19 protein-coding genes are annotated in these 12,927 nt (G+C 67.6%); 17 read left to right on the top strand and 2 right to left on the bottom strand.

Going from position 1 to position 12,927, the window contains the following annotated elements; translation table 11 throughout:
• Nucleotides 1-41 precede the first annotated feature (41 nt).
• The 4 genes from C5B91_RS22630 (at nucleotide 42) to C5B91_RS07840 (ending at nucleotide 1,993) form a co-directional block, all read left to right on the top strand.
• Nucleotides 42-653, top strand: coding sequence for a hypothetical protein (locus tag C5B91_RS22630; protein WP_233514252.1), 612 nt, complete (start codon nucleotides 42-44; stop codon nucleotides 651-653).
• A 50-nt stretch (nucleotides 654-703) separates the two neighbouring features.
• Complete coding sequence (locus C5B91_RS07850) at nucleotides 704-1,528, top strand: MBL fold metallo-hydrolase (protein WP_049967418.1); 825 nt, start codon at nucleotides 704-706, stop codon at nucleotides 1,526-1,528.
• The gene (locus C5B91_RS07845; RefSeq protein WP_115819742.1) at nucleotides 1,525-1,737 is read left to right on the top strand and encodes a hypothetical protein; all 213 of its coding nucleotides are present in this window, start codon (nucleotides 1,525-1,527) and stop codon (nucleotides 1,735-1,737) included. Before C5B91_RS07850 ends, C5B91_RS07845 begins: the two co-directional genes overlap by 4 nt.
• A gap of 73 nt (nucleotides 1,738-1,810) precedes the next feature.
• Entirely contained in the window at nucleotides 1,811-1,993 is a 183-nt protein-coding gene (locus tag C5B91_RS07840) for a hypothetical protein (protein ID WP_233514253.1), read from the top strand.
• Nucleotides 1,994-2,017: 24 nt separating this feature from the next.
• Here the strand turns inward: C5B91_RS07840 and C5B91_RS07835 are convergent, their stop codons facing one another.
• On the bottom strand, nucleotides 2,018-3,001 hold the full coding sequence (locus tag C5B91_RS07835) for a DUF5787 family protein (protein WP_199514370.1): 984 nt from the start codon (nucleotides 2,999-3,001) through the stop codon (nucleotides 2,018-2,020).
• A gap of 126 nt (nucleotides 3,002-3,127) precedes the next feature.
• On the opposite strand from C5B91_RS07835, the gene C5B91_RS07830 reads away from it, so the two are divergent.
• From C5B91_RS07830 to C5B91_RS22365, 12 genes are all read left to right on the top strand, one after another.
• The gene (locus C5B91_RS07830) at nucleotides 3,128-3,937 is read left to right on the top strand and encodes a DUF6517 family protein (RefSeq protein WP_115819744.1); all 810 of its coding nucleotides are present in this window, start codon (nucleotides 3,128-3,130) and stop codon (nucleotides 3,935-3,937) included.
• Nucleotides 3,938-4,174: 237 nt separating this feature from the next.
• On the top strand, nucleotides 4,175-5,410 hold the full coding sequence (locus C5B91_RS07825; protein ID WP_049913674.1) for a translation initiation factor IF-2 subunit gamma: 1,236 nt from the start codon (nucleotides 4,175-4,177) through the stop codon (nucleotides 5,408-5,410).
• 22 nt (nucleotides 5,411-5,432) lie between these two features.
• Nucleotides 5,433-5,801 (top strand): hypothetical protein, encoded by a 369-nt coding sequence (locus tag C5B91_RS07820; RefSeq protein WP_008096489.1) that lies wholly within the window; start codon nucleotides 5,433-5,435, stop codon nucleotides 5,799-5,801.
• 7 nt (nucleotides 5,802-5,808) lie between these two features.
• The gene (locus tag C5B91_RS07815; protein ID WP_008096490.1) at nucleotides 5,809-6,381 is read left to right on the top strand and encodes a DNA-directed RNA polymerase; all 573 of its coding nucleotides are present in this window, start codon (nucleotides 5,809-5,811) and stop codon (nucleotides 6,379-6,381) included.
• Complete coding sequence (gene spt4, locus C5B91_RS07810) at nucleotides 6,381-6,578, top strand: transcription elongation factor subunit Spt4 (RefSeq protein ID WP_004041779.1); 198 nt, start codon at nucleotides 6,381-6,383, stop codon at nucleotides 6,576-6,578. Before C5B91_RS07815 ends, spt4 begins: the two co-directional genes overlap by 1 nt.
• A 2-nt stretch (nucleotides 6,579-6,580) precedes the next feature.
• Nucleotides 6,581-7,120 carry a GTP-dependent dephospho-CoA kinase family protein gene (locus tag C5B91_RS07805; RefSeq protein WP_008096497.1) on the top strand — a complete coding sequence of 180 codons (540 nt, stop codon included), beginning with the start codon at nucleotides 6,581-6,583 and terminating at the stop codon, nucleotides 7,118-7,120.
• 68 nt (nucleotides 7,121-7,188) lie between these two features.
• Nucleotides 7,189-7,494 (top strand): 30S ribosomal protein S24e, encoded by a 306-nt coding sequence (locus tag C5B91_RS07800; RefSeq protein WP_004976369.1) that lies wholly within the window; start codon nucleotides 7,189-7,191, stop codon nucleotides 7,492-7,494.
• 33 nt (nucleotides 7,495-7,527) lie between these two features.
• Nucleotides 7,528-9,186, top strand: a complete 1,659-nt coding sequence (locus tag C5B91_RS07795; RefSeq protein WP_049967415.1) for a bifunctional N(6)-L-threonylcarbamoyladenine synthase/serine/threonine protein kinase — start codon at nucleotides 7,528-7,530, stop codon at nucleotides 9,184-9,186.
• A gap of 65 nt (nucleotides 9,187-9,251) precedes the next feature.
• On the top strand, nucleotides 9,252-9,530 hold the full coding sequence (locus C5B91_RS07790; protein WP_004976371.1) for a DUF5808 domain-containing protein: 279 nt from the start codon (nucleotides 9,252-9,254) through the stop codon (nucleotides 9,528-9,530).
• Between the two features lie 54 nt (nucleotides 9,531-9,584).
• Nucleotides 9,585-10,217 carry a non-canonical purine NTP pyrophosphatase gene (locus tag C5B91_RS07785; protein ID WP_115819745.1) on the top strand — a complete coding sequence of 211 codons (633 nt, stop codon included), beginning with the start codon at nucleotides 9,585-9,587 and terminating at the stop codon, nucleotides 10,215-10,217.
• Between the two features lie 150 nt (nucleotides 10,218-10,367).
• Nucleotides 10,368-10,787, top strand: a complete 420-nt coding sequence (locus C5B91_RS07780) for an ACT domain-containing protein (protein WP_115819746.1) — start codon at nucleotides 10,368-10,370, stop codon at nucleotides 10,785-10,787.
• Between the two features lie 194 nt (nucleotides 10,788-10,981).
• Entirely contained in the window at nucleotides 10,982-11,158 is a 177-nt protein-coding gene (locus C5B91_RS22365; protein WP_008096505.1) for a hypothetical protein, read from the top strand.
• A 23-nt stretch (nucleotides 11,159-11,181) separates the two neighbouring features.
• Here C5B91_RS22365 and C5B91_RS07775 read toward each other — a convergent pair whose 3' ends face one another.
• Nucleotides 11,182-11,658, bottom strand: a complete 477-nt coding sequence (locus tag C5B91_RS07775; RefSeq protein WP_115819747.1) for a PIN domain-containing protein — start codon at nucleotides 11,656-11,658, stop codon at nucleotides 11,182-11,184.
• A gap of 231 nt (nucleotides 11,659-11,889) precedes the next feature.
• Here C5B91_RS07775 and C5B91_RS07770 point away from each other — a divergent pair, with 231 nt between their 5' ends.
• The gene (locus tag C5B91_RS07770) at nucleotides 11,890-12,918 is read left to right on the top strand and encodes a substrate-binding domain-containing protein (RefSeq protein WP_115819748.1); all 1,029 of its coding nucleotides are present in this window, start codon (nucleotides 11,890-11,892) and stop codon (nucleotides 12,916-12,918) included.
• Nucleotides 12,919-12,927: the final 9 nt, after the last annotated feature.

Raw genomic sequence — 12,927 nt, 5'->3', positions numbered from 1 at the left:
TCTGACAAAGCATTTACTAGTGGGCCGCAAACGGCGAGCCGATGCCCTCCAGCAGACGCCGATTCGTTCGGGCGATTGCGGCGGGCGGGGTTCTCACGGCGCTCTCCGGGTGTACATCGGACCTCGACCCGTCCACCGCGACGCCCCTTCCCGAACCTGAGCCGAATCCTGCGCCCGCCGCTGGGGACCCGATTACAATCTCGCGCGACTACCGAGCGTCCTCGAAGTACGACTACTATCCGGATGCTGCGGAGGTTCGACGACGCACCGGCTATCGCAAGCACGTGAACGAGTCGGGAACGACGAAAGAGCCGGTATACGAGCGGGAACCGGCATCATCGTGGGTGACGCGAGTCGGCGGGACCGTCGCGGGAGCCGAGGCGATGGCGACGGCGCGAGAGCGACTCGGCGTCGAGTCGTTAGCTGACATCAGCCGGGGGATTGGATACGACGACGGGGAGGCGAGGCGAGTGATGCTCGGCTACGAGGTGTGGCCGAATCGGAGCGGTGAAACGCGAACGCCGTCCGTCGAATTCGAGGCGCTCGTCTCGGCGGTTCCGCGCACGGTTACTGCGAGCTTCCAGTTCGAAGCGGCGGCGCTCTCGGGGACGTTCCACCCCCTGGTCGAATTCCGGCAGATATACCGGTCCTGACTCGCCGCGGTCGGCCACGTTTATACCTCGCCGCCCCCGTGGTTGAGTCAATGCGCGTGACCCTCCTCGGGACCGGCGACACGACCGGCACGCCCACCGTCGGCTGCGACTGCGAGACCTGCCTCGCGGCCCGCGAGCGAGGCATCGAGCGGACGCGCTTTTCGGTCCACGTCCAAAACGAGCGGACCGGCGAGTCGCTCCTCGTCGACTTCAGCCCGGACTTCCGCCACCAGTTTCTCACGCAGGACGTGCCGCTGCCGGACGAGGCCTTAGTCACCCACATCCACTTCGACCACCTCGACGGCCTCGGGAACGTCTACCGCCTCCTCGACGACCTCGCGGTCCACGCCGCCGACGAGGTCGACCCGGTCACGGGCGAGAGCGTCGCCGACGCGATTCGCTCGAAGTTCTCCTACCTCGACCGAATCTCGGTCGAAGACCAGACGCCGTTCGAGTCGTTCCGCGCCTGCGGCCTCGACGTGACGTTCGTGCCGGTCGTCCACCCGCCGCTGGTCTGCTACGGCGTTGCCATCGAAGACCCCGAGACGGGTGCGAAGCTCTCGCTATCCGGCGATTCTACCTACGCCATCCCCGAGGAGTCCCGCGACGTGCTCCGGAACCCCGACCTGCTTCTCGCCGAGGCCATCGTCCCCGCGTCGGTCTGCGAGTACCACCCCATCGGCGGCGACGACTACGACGAAAACGGGGTCGCGCGGACCTTCGGCACGAAGCACATGACCCGCGAGGGAGCCATCGCGCTCGGCGAAGAACTGAATGCCGACGAGACTCGCTTGGTCCATGTGGCGCACTACTACCCCGCCGACGAGGCGTTCGAAGAGCCGCTGGCGGTCGACGGCGAGGTGTACGACCTGTGAAGCTCCGAACTATCGTCGGAGACAAGGCGTTCAGATATCTCATACTGGCCGGCGTCGTCGCGACCGCAACGAACTTCCTCCTGACGTACGTCGACACGGGCCGCCTCGATTTCTTCGGGGCGGCCGTGCAGTTCGCCCTCATCATCGTCATCGGCGTCGGGCTCGTCACCTACTGGAACTACATGGAGCGGCGGGCCGACGCCGAGTGAGAGTCGGGAGCGAACCGACCGTCCGGCGGTCCGGTGCGGTGCGGTTTTGCGACCGGAGCGCGTCGAGACGGTTGTGACCGATATCCTCGCGGCGCTCCGATACAGCACGCCGCTGGCAGTCGTCGCCGGTGTCGTCTGGTTCCTCGTGGCCTCGTGGTCCGGCGAGCCGAACTGGGTCGAAGGTGCGGTGTTCGTCGTCGGTTTCGGCGTCGTCGCCACGCTCGGCTGGCACTACTCCGACGAGCGGAACGAGTAGCGACCCGGCGAGAGACCGGCCGAGTCAGAAGTACCGGTCGAGTCCCGACTGTCTGCGAACCGCGCCGGCCGGGTCGACGACCCAGCCCGTCCGCGACTCGCGGAGGCCGTCGCGGTCAAGTTCGGGCGGGTCGGCCGCCTCGAACGCCGAGCAGTCGGCACCGCACTCGGAGCCGGGGTCGACCACGCGGTCGAAGTGGGCGCAGACCGGGCGGCCGTCGGCGTCGACGCGGGCGTGGGCGCAGGCGGGGAGGTCGTAGGCGCGCCACCCCTTCCCGTAGGCGCGCTCGGCAAGTCGAAGGCGGGCGGTTCGCTTTTCCGCGGGCGAGACGAGCGCCACGTCGGTGTGTAGCGAGTGGTACTCGACGGGTTCGACGCCGGTCGAACCGGGCGAGAGCGGCTGAGGCTCGCGGACCACCTCCCGGTCGCCGGTGTCGGGGTCGAAGCGCCAGACGCCGACTTCCTCGGGGATGCGGTTGAGGTGCGCGCCGGTGACGTAGCTCTCAGTCGCGAGAATCACCTCGTCGAAGACCGCGAGACTCACGTCGAGGCGGAGCTGTCGGAGCAGGTCGCCGGGACTGCCGAGGTCGGGTTTGTTCTCGATGCCGACGAGCCGGGAGAACCAGTCGTCGGGATAGCGGGCGGCGCGGCGGACGTACTCCCTGCTCCGGCGGCGCTCGGACTCGAAGAAGCCGACCTCGACGGCGCGGTCGGTGGCGCGGCGGGCGCGGCCGGGGTGGCAGTCGAAGCCGTCGCGCCAGAAGACGGCGCTTCCGGCCCCCACGTCGCTCTCGATGGCCGCCGCGGGAATCGCGCGGTCGGTGATGCGGGCGCGTTCGTCGAATTCCGGGCCCGGAACGACGGCGCACACGTCGATGATGCGGCTCCCGGGCGAGGCGACCGACGCGCCGAGTTGGCGCGCGGGCAGCCAGTCTGTCGTCTGTTCGAGCTGGGCGCAGAGCGCCAGTTCGAAGGCGAACTCCGAGGGCGACGACACCGGAGCGGGCACGTGGTACGGTCGGGGATGGAGCGGCAAAAAGCTCGCTCTCAGAGCGGTCGACCCGTCGTGTCTATGTTCTCGCATTTGATTTTCGGGGAGATACCTATTTGAAACAGAGCGAGGCAGTACTGACCGATGAAGGGGGAAGACAACGCAACCCACAGTATCAGACGGAGAACGTACCTCGGTATCGCGGCCAGCGCGGGGCTCGCCGGTCTCGCCGGCTGTAGTTCCGGAACGACCGCGAGCGCCGCGCGGGCACCGCCGAAGGTTCCGAAGGGGGCGCTCGAAGCCGGCGGCTGGGAGTACATCGGGGGACACTCTCTCGACCCGGCGTTCGAGCGGTCGGTCGGCCCGGCGAGCGTCTCCGCGGCGTTCGAGACGGTCGTGTACGAAGACACGGACCTCTCCGAGACGCTGAAAGAGAAGACGCTCGGGCAGGCCGAGGGGCAGTTCTCGCTGTTCTTCGCGACGCGCGTGACGCTCGACCCGAGCCTGTCGAACCTCCCGGAGACGGTCCGCGGAACGGTCGTCGACTTGGTCGAGAAGCACGCGCGGAAACACTACGAGACGCAGTTATCGGACGTTGGCGTCACGGACATCGAACAGACCGACACGCGGTCGACGACGGTCGATACCGGCGATTCGGCGCGCGTTACCGACTACGGGGCGACGATTTCCTTCGATACGATTACGTTCCCGTTCACGGACGAAAAGGAGTTCACAATCGAAGGACAGGAGTTCGACGTCAGCGGGATGCTGGCCGTCTGGGAGCACGACGGGGCGATTCTCGTCGCGGGTGGCGCACACCCCGGCGAGAACATCGAACTCAGCGTGACCAAGGAGCCGACCGAGGCCATCGAGGTCTCGGTCGACATCGACCTCGGACTCACGCCGGACGCCTACCGAGACGAGCTTCGCTCGCTCGTCAAGGGCGTCGAATAACCGACGGATTCCGGAGCCGATAGCCGTTCGAGGGGTTACTCGAATCGGTCTACGAACCGTCGTGCTGGGGGGCACGACGAACCATTTTCCGAAGCAGCGCCGGGAGCGGGAGACGCCGCTGAATCGCCGCGCGCGGTGTGTGACCGCCCGACGTAGCCACAGCAGCCCCGGTCCGAGAACAGCACCTTTATCAGTCGTTCGGAGCCAAGTTCACGCAAGATTACTCTCAGGAGGTCAATGGTGACGAAAAACCCACAACAACCGGAGGTGAACATCGGACTCGTCGGTCACGTCGACCACGGAAAGACGACGCTCGTTCAAGCGTTGTCCGGCTCGTGGACGGACCAGCACTCGGAGGAGATGAAGCGCGGAATCTCCATCCGACTCGGGTACGCCGACGCGACGTTCCGTCAGATTCCCGGCGTTGACGCGCCGGAGTGTTACACGGTCGAAGAGGAGACAGAAGACGGCGAAGAGACCGAAGTGCGCCGCACCGTCTCGTTCGTCGACGCGCCCGGCCACGAAACGCTCATGGCGACCATGCTCTCTGGTGCCGCCATCATGGACGGCGCCATCCTGCTCGTGAGCGCGACCGAGGACGTGCCGCAGGCCCAGACAGCAGAGCACCTGATGGCGCTCGATATCATCGGTATCGAGAACATCGTCATCGCGCAGAACAAGGTCGACCTCGTCGACCGCGAGCGCGCCCTCGACAACTACGAACAGATCAAGGAGTTCGTGAAGGGAACGGTGGCCGAAGACGCGCCCATCGTCCCCATCAGCGCCCAGCAGGAGGTCAACCTCGACCTCCTCATCGAGGCCATCGAGGAGGAGATTCCGACGCCCGACCGCGACGAGACCGAAGACAGCCGGATGTTCGTCGCGCGCAGCTTCGACATCAACCGCCCGGGGACGACCTGGGATGGACTCATGGGCGGTGTCATCGGCGGCAGCGTCGTCGCCGGCAAGCTCGAGGAGGGCGACGAACTCGAACTTCGCCCCGGCCGCGAGGTCGACGAGGAGGGCCAGACCGAATGGCGCTCCATCACGACCGAGGTCCGCTCGCTACAGGCGGGCGGCAACATGGTCGACGAAGTCCAGCCCGGTGGTCTCTGCGGCGTCGGGACCGGTCTCGACCCGAGCTTCACGAAGGGCGACGCGCTCGCGGGACAGGTCGCCGGCGAGCCCGGCACGCTCCCGCCGACACGCGAGCAGTTCACCATGGACGTCGAACTGCTCGACCGCGTCGTCGGCGGCGAGGAAGACGAGGGTATCGACGAGATATCCACCGGCGAGCCCCTGATGCTCACCGTCGGCACCGCGACGACCGTCGGCGCGGTGACGAGCGCGCGAAGCGGCGAGGCGGAAGTCTCGCTCAAGCGCCCCGTCTGTGCCGCCGAAGGCGCGAAGATAGCCATCAACCGCCGCGTGGGCGCCCGCTGGCGGCTCATCGGTATCGGGACGCTCAAGTGACGTGACCGCCACCGTAGTCGTCATGGACACGAACGCGCTCATGATGCCGGTCGAGCTCGACGTTCGCGTGTTCGACGAACTCGACCGGCTGCTCGCGGCCGACGCGGACCTCGTGGTCCCCACAGCCGTCCTCGACGAGCTGGAGAAGCTCTCGACGGGCAGCGGGACCGAAGGCGTCGCGGCGAGCGTGGGCGCGGACCTGGCGACCCGGTGCCGGGCGGTCGAAACCGAGGAATCGTACGCCGACGACGCGGTCGTCGAACTCGCCGAATCGGGCGAGGTCGACTACGTCGTCACGAACGACAAGCCCCTCCGTGACCGGGTGCTCGACTGCGGGATTCCCGTCGTCGGCATCCGGGGGCACGCCACGCTGGCAATCACGGAACCTTAACGAAACTATGTACAAACGGGTACGACTCAAAGATACAGTCGAAGTCCCACCCCGACACCTGGGCGACGTGACGCCCGAGCGGGTCAAGCGACTGTTGCAGGACAAGTTGGAAGGACGGATGGACGAGGACGTGGGGAGCGTCGTGAGCGTCGTGAACGTCAACGACATCGGCGAGGGCACCGTGCTGCCCAGCCGCCCCGGCGTCTACTACGAGGCCGACTTCGACGCCATCACCTACGACCCCGACATGCAGGAGGTCGTCGACGGCATCGTGGTCGAAGTCGTCGAGTTCGGTGCCTTCGTCGGCATCGGGCCGGTCGACGGGCTGCTCCACGTCTCGCAGATATCCGACGAATACCTCGCCTACGACGGCGAGAACCAACAGCTCGCGTCGACCGAGTCCAACCAGACGCTCGCCGTCGACGACGAGGTTCGCGCACGCATCGTCACCAAGAGCATCGACGAGCGCAACCCGCGCGACTCGAAGATCGGCCTCACGGCCAAACAGCCGGGGCTCGGCAAGCACGGCTGGCTCGAATCGAAGCGCCAGCAGAGCGAGGCTTCGGCGGAGGGTAACTGATGGCGAAGCCCCGTCTCGCCTGCCGCGAGTGCCACTTCGTCAACGACCCGGACAAACAGACGTGCGAGAACTGCGGGTCGAGCAGTCTCACCGAGGACTGGGCGGGTTACGTCGTCATCACCCACCCCGAAGACAGCGAAATCGCCACCGAGATGAACGTCACCGAGCCCGGCGGCTACGCGCTGAAGGTCCGCTGAGGATGCTCACCCTGCCGACGGCGCTTCGAGCGGCGTTCAAAGAGCCGTTCGGCCCGGTGTACACCGAGGCCGACGACCTCCTCGCAGACGCATCCAGCGAGGACGCGGGCGCGCCGCTCGTCGCCGTCGGCGACGTCGTCACCTTCCACCTCCGCCGCGCCGGTCGCCCGCCGGACGTGGCAGTCGTCGACGGCAAGACGAAGCGCGAGGCCGTCGGCGAGGAGATTCGCCGCGCGGTCGAGACCGGCCGTCTCGTCGAGGTCGAAAACGAACCGGGAACCGTCTCCGTCGACCTCGTGGCCGCGCTCGTGGCCGCGCTCGACGCCGACGAGCCGACGACGCTCCTCGTCGAGGGCGAAGAGGACCTCGCCACACTCCCGGCGGTGCTCGCCGCGCCCGTCGGCTCGACCGTCGTCTACGGCCAGCCCGACGAGGGAATGGTCCGCGTGACCGTCACCGACGCGGCCAAGACCGAGATGCGGGACCTCCTCGCGCAGTTCGACGGCGACTTCGACGCCGTGGTCGCGCCCATCGACGCCTGAGACGCGGGCGCGCTCGTCCCTTCGAAATCCTTTTACTTGCTTCGGGGGGAATTACTGGTAACTGAACCATGGATATCGAAATCATCTCCGAGGAGGAGAACCCCATGTTGCACCGGACGGACGTTCGATTCGAGATCGTCCACGAGGAAGCGACGCCCTCGCGTCTGTCGGTTCGCGACTCGCTCGCGGCCAAGCTGAACAAGGACTCCGACGAGGTCGTCGTCCACGAACTCGACACGAAGTTCGGCATGCGCAAGACCGCGGGCTACGCGAAGGTCTACGAGAGCCCCGAATTCGCGCGCGACGTCGAGCAGGAGCACATGCTCGAGCGCAACAAGATCACCGACGCCGAAGTCGAAGCCGAAGAGGCGTAGTCCCGGCTTCGAACCGCCGTTTCTTCACACTCGATGCGCATTCTCGGAATCGAAGGTACAGCGTGGGCCGCGAGCGCCGCGGTTTTCGAGACCGACGACCCCGACGCGCTCCGCTCCGGAACCGGGCGGACGCCGGACCCCGCGGCCGACCACGTCTTCATCGAATCTGACCCGTACCAGCCCGACAGCGGCGGCATCCACCCGCGAGAGGCCGCAGAGCACATGGGAACCGCCATCCCCGAGGTCGTCGAGACCGCGCTCGCGCACGCCGCGGAGCGACACGACGGCGACGGCCCCGTCGTCGACGGCGTCGCGTTCTCCCGCGGACCCGGGCTCGGCCCGTGTCTCCGCATCGTCGGCACTGCGGCGCGCTCGGTCGCACAGACGCTCGACGTACCGCTACTCGGCGTCAACCACATGGTCGCGCACCTCGAAATCGGCCGCTACCAGTCCGGCTTCGACTCGCCGGTCTGTCTGAACGCCTCGGGCGCGAACGCCCACCTGCTGGGCTACCACAACGGCCGCTACCGCGTCCTCGGCGAGACGATGGACACCGGCGTCGGCAACGCCATCGACAAGTTCACCCGTCACGTCGGCTGGACCCACCCCGGCGGCCCGAAAGTCGAAGAGGCCGCGAAGGGCGGCGACTACGTCGAACTGCCGTACGTCGTCAAGGGGATGGACTTCTCGTTTTCAGGCATCATGAGCGCCGCGAAGGACGAGGCGGACGCGGGCACGCCCGTGCCAGACATCTGCGCCGGCCTGCAGGAGACCATCTTCGCCATGCTCACCGAGGTGGCCGAGCGCGCCCTGTCGCTGACGGGGACAGACGAACTCGTCCTCGGCGGCGGCGTGGGCCAGAACGCCCGCCTGCGCGAGATGCTCGCCGAGATGTGCGACCAGCGCGGCGCGAAGTTCCACGCGCCCGAACCGCGGTTCCTCCGCGACAACGCCGGCATGATAGCCGTGCTCGGCGCGCGGATGCTCGCCGCGGGCGACACGCTCACGGTCGAGAAATCGACCGTGGACCCGAACTTCCGTCCCGACCAGGTCGAAGTGACGTGGCGTGGCGCGGACGAGTCGGTCGCGCGCGCCTACACCGACGACGGCGCGATTCGCGGGGCCGAAGCGACCGTCGACATCGGCGCGGACGAGGTCGTCAAGCGGCGCGTCCCGAAGACGTACCGCCACCCGGAACTGGACGACAAACTCCGCCGCGAGCGGACGAAAGCCGAGTCGCGGCTGACGAGCGACGCCCGGCGCGCCGGCGTCCGGACGCCCGTCGTCCGCGACGTGGACCCCGTCGACGGCGTCATCGCGTTCCAGCGAGTCGGCGACGCGGACCTCGCGGAGCGACTCGACCCCGAGGCCGTCCGCATCGTCGGCGAGTATCTCGCGCGCCTCCACGAGGCGGGTATCGTCCACGGCGACCCGACGACGCGGAACATCCGAGTCGGGACCGGACCGGGCGGCGAACGGCGCGTGTACCTCATCGACTTCGGTCTCGGCTTCCACACGGGCCACGTCGAGGACCACGCGATGGACCTCCACGTGTTCGCCCAGAGCGTCGAGGGGACCGCCGACGACGCCGAGCCCCTCATCGACGCGCTCGAAGCGGGCTACGAAGCCGTCGGCTCCGAGGAGGTCATCGCCCGGTTGCGAGAGGTCGAATCCCGCGGTCGGTACCGGTAGGTCGCCGCGACCGAACTCGTCGGAAGGCCAAAACGATTTATCCCGAGCCGGCGTATTCGTCTCACATGGCAGACAAACCGCAGCGCGGAACGCTTTTCGGCATCCCGTACAACTTCGAGCGCCCGAGCGCCGGCCGACTGCTCTCGTCGTACTGGCAGCCCGGTAAGGGCATGCTGGTCGAGAAGCCCTTCGGCATCGGCTACACCCTGAATCTCGCGAGCTGGCGGTCGTGGGTCGTCCTCCTCGTCGCCGGGGGCCTCCTCTGGAACGAGCGACAGAAGGCGGAAGAGTCCGAAGAAGAGGCCGAGGCCGACGACGGCCCCGTCGAAGTCATCGTCGACTGAGGCGAAGCGACCGACACCGACGACTTTTCCACGTCCGCCCGCGGAGGGGCGGGCATGCTCCGATACGTCACCACGAACGCGGGGAAGGTCCGCGAGGCGCTCTCGTACCTCGACGACGACGTGACCCAACTCGACTTCGACTACACCGAGGTACAGGCGTCCGAGCTCGGTCCCATCGCGGCGCACGGCGCGCGTGAGGCCTACCGCTACGCCGACGAACCGGTGCTCGTGGACGACGCCGGTCTCTTTATTGACGGCTTCGAGGGCTTTCCCGGCCCGTACTCCTCGTACGTCGAGGACACCCTCGGCGTCGAGGCAGTCCACCGGCTGGCCGCGGCCGAACTCGACGAGCCCCGTCGAGCCTCGTTCCGCTGCGTCCTCGCGTACTGCGACGGCGAGGCCTTCGAGGCGAGTCCGGACCCGATAGACCGCGACGACCGGACCGTGGCGGCCGCCCGCGGCGCGGAACAAGACGCGGAGGAGACGGAGACGCTCCCGGTGAAGTTGTTTACGGGGAGCGTCAACGGCCGCATCGTCCCGCCGCGCGGCGAGGGGGGCTTCGGCTACGACCCCATCTTCGAGCACGACGGTGCGACGTTCGCGGAGCTGAGCGCCGAGGAGAAAAACGGCATCTCCCACCGCGGGCGGGCGTTAGCGAAGTTCGCGACGTGGTACGCCGAGCGGTAGCGAAGCAAACGCCGTCGGGCGCGAAGCGTCCGACGGAAGTTCGTCGAACGTCAGTAAGGCGTCCGCCATCGGACGAACCGAGTGAGCGGGAGCCGCCACGACCACCCCACCGACCGCTACGTTTACCTCGCCGGCGCAACCCCGAACCGCATGGACCCGAGCGACTTCTTCGAGGGCGGGACCGTCATCGTCTCGGCGGCGACCTACGCGGTCGTCAAGGCCGAGCGGGGCGACCCAGACGCCTTCGCGACGATTCGAGACAAGAACGAGACGACCGTCGTCGTCGAGGAAGAGTGCGTCGACGAGGCGTCCGCCGTCGAAGTCGAGCGGGGCTGGAAGCGACTCTCCTTCGAGATGGTCCTGCCGTTCGAACTCGTCGGCTTTCTGGCGCAGGTGGCGGGCGCGCTCGCCGAAGAGGACATCTCGATATTCGCGCTGTCGGCGTACTCGACCGACCACGTGCTCGTCCGGGAGGACGACGTAACGGCGGCCGCGGCGAAACTCGAATCGCTCGGCTGTACCGTCGAGCGCGCCGGGACCACCGACGACGGGAACTACTGTCGAAACTAGTTCGCAAGCAAACAGGTTGATACGTTCGGCGGTGACACATTAGCCACGATGTTCCCCGACTACGACGAGCCCGTCGGGCTCGCCATCGGCCCCTCCAACGGTATCGACAGCACACGCCCCGCGAGAGCCGCTCCCGCCACTCCCCACAATCGCGGGGGTTCACACTCAGGGTCGGCGAGCGCCTACGGAGACGCATGAACCGAGCGAACGTCGTCGCCGCCGGCGCGGCGAGCGGCTACGGCATCGCCGTCTTCGCCGCCATCGCGGTGTTCTTCGGCGACGCCTCCCGGAGCCTCGGCGTCGCCCTCGCCTTCGGTCTCGTGACCGTTCTCGCCATCTTCGCGGTGACTCGAATCGTCAACGGCGACTGAGCCGTCGGGCGGGCGGCCGGCGTCTACGCCCGCGGGTCGCGGTCCGGACCGGGGTACGACCCGCCTTCGACCTCGACGTAGAGACTCTCCGGCGCGAACAGCGTCGCGAACGCCTTCGGGTGTCGGACGCTGACGGGGAAGCGACCGCCGAGCGCCGCGCCCGCCTGCGCCGAACTGAGGCGGTCGTCGAACGTGAGGAGGTGCATCGCGCCGCCGCGGTAGGCCGACGCCAGCGCGGGGTTGTCACCGTCCGGGTGGGAGACGAGTTCGACCCACGACTCGACCTTCTCGCGCCAGTCAGCCGCGAGGTCGGCGTCCGCGAGCGACGAGACGACCGCCTCGGCGTCGTCGAGAAGCGGGTCGCTGGCGACGAGCGTCGTCCACGAGTGCCGGCGGAGGTGGTCGAGCGCCGCTCTGGCGGGGCCGTCGGCGAGGAGGTCGGCCGCGAGCACGTCGGCGTCGGCGACGACCCGCGCGGGCGAGGGCTCCGTCTCAGACATCGTCACCTCGGCGGGCGCGAAGCGCCTCGGTGATGTCGGCCTCGGTCGTCTCGTAGGCGGCGGCGCGAGCGAAAAGCGACTCCCAACTCATGTCCGTCACCACGAGACGGGTCGAAAAGAATCCGACGCAACCGGTTTCGGACTCGAATCATTACGATTCACTGATATTGAAAGGATTTGTGATTACGTTGCGTGGGAAACAGTTAATCCGCGTTCGGCAAACCACAATGCATGGCGATAGAGCGACGGCGTTTCTTACAGGCGGCCGGTGTCGGCGCGATTCTCGGACTGAGTGGATGCACGGGCGACACGAGCCCTCCGCAGGCGAACGGCGGGGGTGCGGAAGGAACCGAAGAGAGCCAAAGCGGGAGCGGCGCGACGCAGGAACTGACGCTGGCGACGACGACGAGCACCTACGACACGGGCCTGCTCGACGCGCTGAACCCGGTGTTCGAAGAGAAGTTCAACGCCCGCGTGAAGACCATCTCGCAGGGAACCGGCGCGGCCATCGAGACGGCGCGGAACGGCGACGCCGACGTGATTCTCGTCCACGCCCGCGGCGCGGAAGACGAGTTCCTCCGAGAGGGCTACGGCGTCAACCGCCGCGACGTGATGTTCAACGACTTCGTCGTCGTCGGGCCGGCGGACGACCCCGCGGGCAGCTCGGGGATGGAGAGCGCGGCCGACGCGTTCGCGACTATCGCGGACGCCGAGGCGACGTTCGTCTCCCGCGGCGACGACTCCGGGACGAACAAGAAGGAACTGCTCATCTGGGAGGCCGCCGGCGTCGAGCCGTCGGGGACGTGGTACCGCGAAATCGGCAAAGGCATGGGCGACACGCTCGTGCAGGCCGACCAGTCGGGCGCGTACACGCTCTCCGACCGCGGGACGTTCCTCGCGACGCAGGACAACATCGACCTCGAAATCCAGGTCCAGGGCCCGCTCAAGGGCGGCCCGACCATCCTGAAGAATCCCTACGGCGTCATCCCGGTCAACCCCGCGAAGTACCCCGACGTGAACTACTCGCTGGCGATGGCGTACGCCGGCTTCCTCACGAGCCCCGAGGGCCAAGAGATAATCAGCAACTACACGGCTAACGGGTCGCAGTTGTTCTTCCCCAACGCGCTCTCGGAGGGGCCGCAGTTCGGCCAGTACGTCCCCGAGAACTACGACGGCGGGGAGAACGCCTCGTCGTCGGCGTCGGTCTCCGACGCGCAGTTCGAGTCGTGGGTGACACAGCACGTCCCCGAGGACTTTTAGTCCGGTCGG

The sequence above is a fragment of the Haloferax sp. Atlit-10N genome (genome assembly GCF_003586325.1).
Taxonomy (GTDB): Archaea; Halobacteriota; Halobacteria; order Halobacteriales; family Haloferacaceae; genus Haloferax; species Haloferax prahovense.
This window is presented reverse-complemented; position numbering and strand designations above follow the sequence as displayed.

What these genes read in the sequence shown, in the direction of transcription:
- C5B91_RS07785 (WP_115819745.1), top strand. Translation starts at nt 9,585, where the DNA reads ATGCTCCGATACGTCACCACGAACGCGGGGAAGGTCCGCGAGGCGCTC.
- C5B91_RS07850 (WP_049967418.1), top strand. Translation starts at nt 704, where the DNA reads ATGCGCGTGACCCTCCTCGGGACCGGCGACACGACCGGCACGCCCACC.
- C5B91_RS07815 (WP_008096490.1), top strand. Translation starts at nt 5,809, where the DNA reads ATGTACAAACGGGTACGACTCAAAGATACAGTCGAAGTCCCACCCCGA.
- spt4 (WP_004041779.1), top strand. Translation starts at nt 6,381, where the DNA reads ATGGCGAAGCCCCGTCTCGCCTGCCGCGAGTGCCACTTCGTCAACGAC.
- C5B91_RS22630 (WP_233514252.1), top strand. Translation starts at nt 42, where the DNA reads ATGCCCTCCAGCAGACGCCGATTCGTTCGGGCGATTGCGGCGGGCGGG.
- C5B91_RS07800 (WP_004976369.1), top strand. Translation starts at nt 7,189, where the DNA reads ATGGATATCGAAATCATCTCCGAGGAGGAGAACCCCATGTTGCACCGG.
- C5B91_RS07795 (WP_049967415.1), top strand. Translation starts at nt 7,528, where the DNA reads ATGCGCATTCTCGGAATCGAAGGTACAGCGTGGGCCGCGAGCGCCGCG.
- C5B91_RS07805 (WP_008096497.1), top strand. Translation starts at nt 6,581, where the DNA reads ATGCTCACCCTGCCGACGGCGCTTCGAGCGGCGTTCAAAGAGCCGTTC.
- C5B91_RS07830 (WP_115819744.1), top strand. Translation starts at nt 3,128, where the DNA reads ATGAAGGGGGAAGACAACGCAACCCACAGTATCAGACGGAGAACGTAC.
- C5B91_RS07790 (WP_004976371.1), top strand. Translation starts at nt 9,252, where the DNA reads ATGGCAGACAAACCGCAGCGCGGAACGCTTTTCGGCATCCCGTACAAC.
- C5B91_RS07820 (WP_008096489.1), top strand. Translation starts at nt 5,433, where the DNA reads ATGGACACGAACGCGCTCATGATGCCGGTCGAGCTCGACGTTCGCGTG.
- C5B91_RS07825 (WP_049913674.1), top strand. Translation starts at nt 4,175, where the DNA reads ATGGTGACGAAAAACCCACAACAACCGGAGGTGAACATCGGACTCGTC.
- C5B91_RS07780 (WP_115819746.1), top strand. Translation starts at nt 10,368, where the DNA reads ATGGACCCGAGCGACTTCTTCGAGGGCGGGACCGTCATCGTCTCGGCG.
- C5B91_RS22365 (WP_008096505.1), top strand. Translation starts at nt 10,982, where the DNA reads ATGAACCGAGCGAACGTCGTCGCCGCCGGCGCGGCGAGCGGCTACGGC.
- C5B91_RS07775 (WP_115819747.1), bottom strand. Translation starts at nt 11,658, where the DNA reads ATGTCTGAGACGGAGCCCTCGCCCGCGCGGGTCGTCGCCGACGCCGAC.
- C5B91_RS07770 (WP_115819748.1), top strand. Translation starts at nt 11,890, where the DNA reads ATGGCGATAGAGCGACGGCGTTTCTTACAGGCGGCCGGTGTCGGCGCG.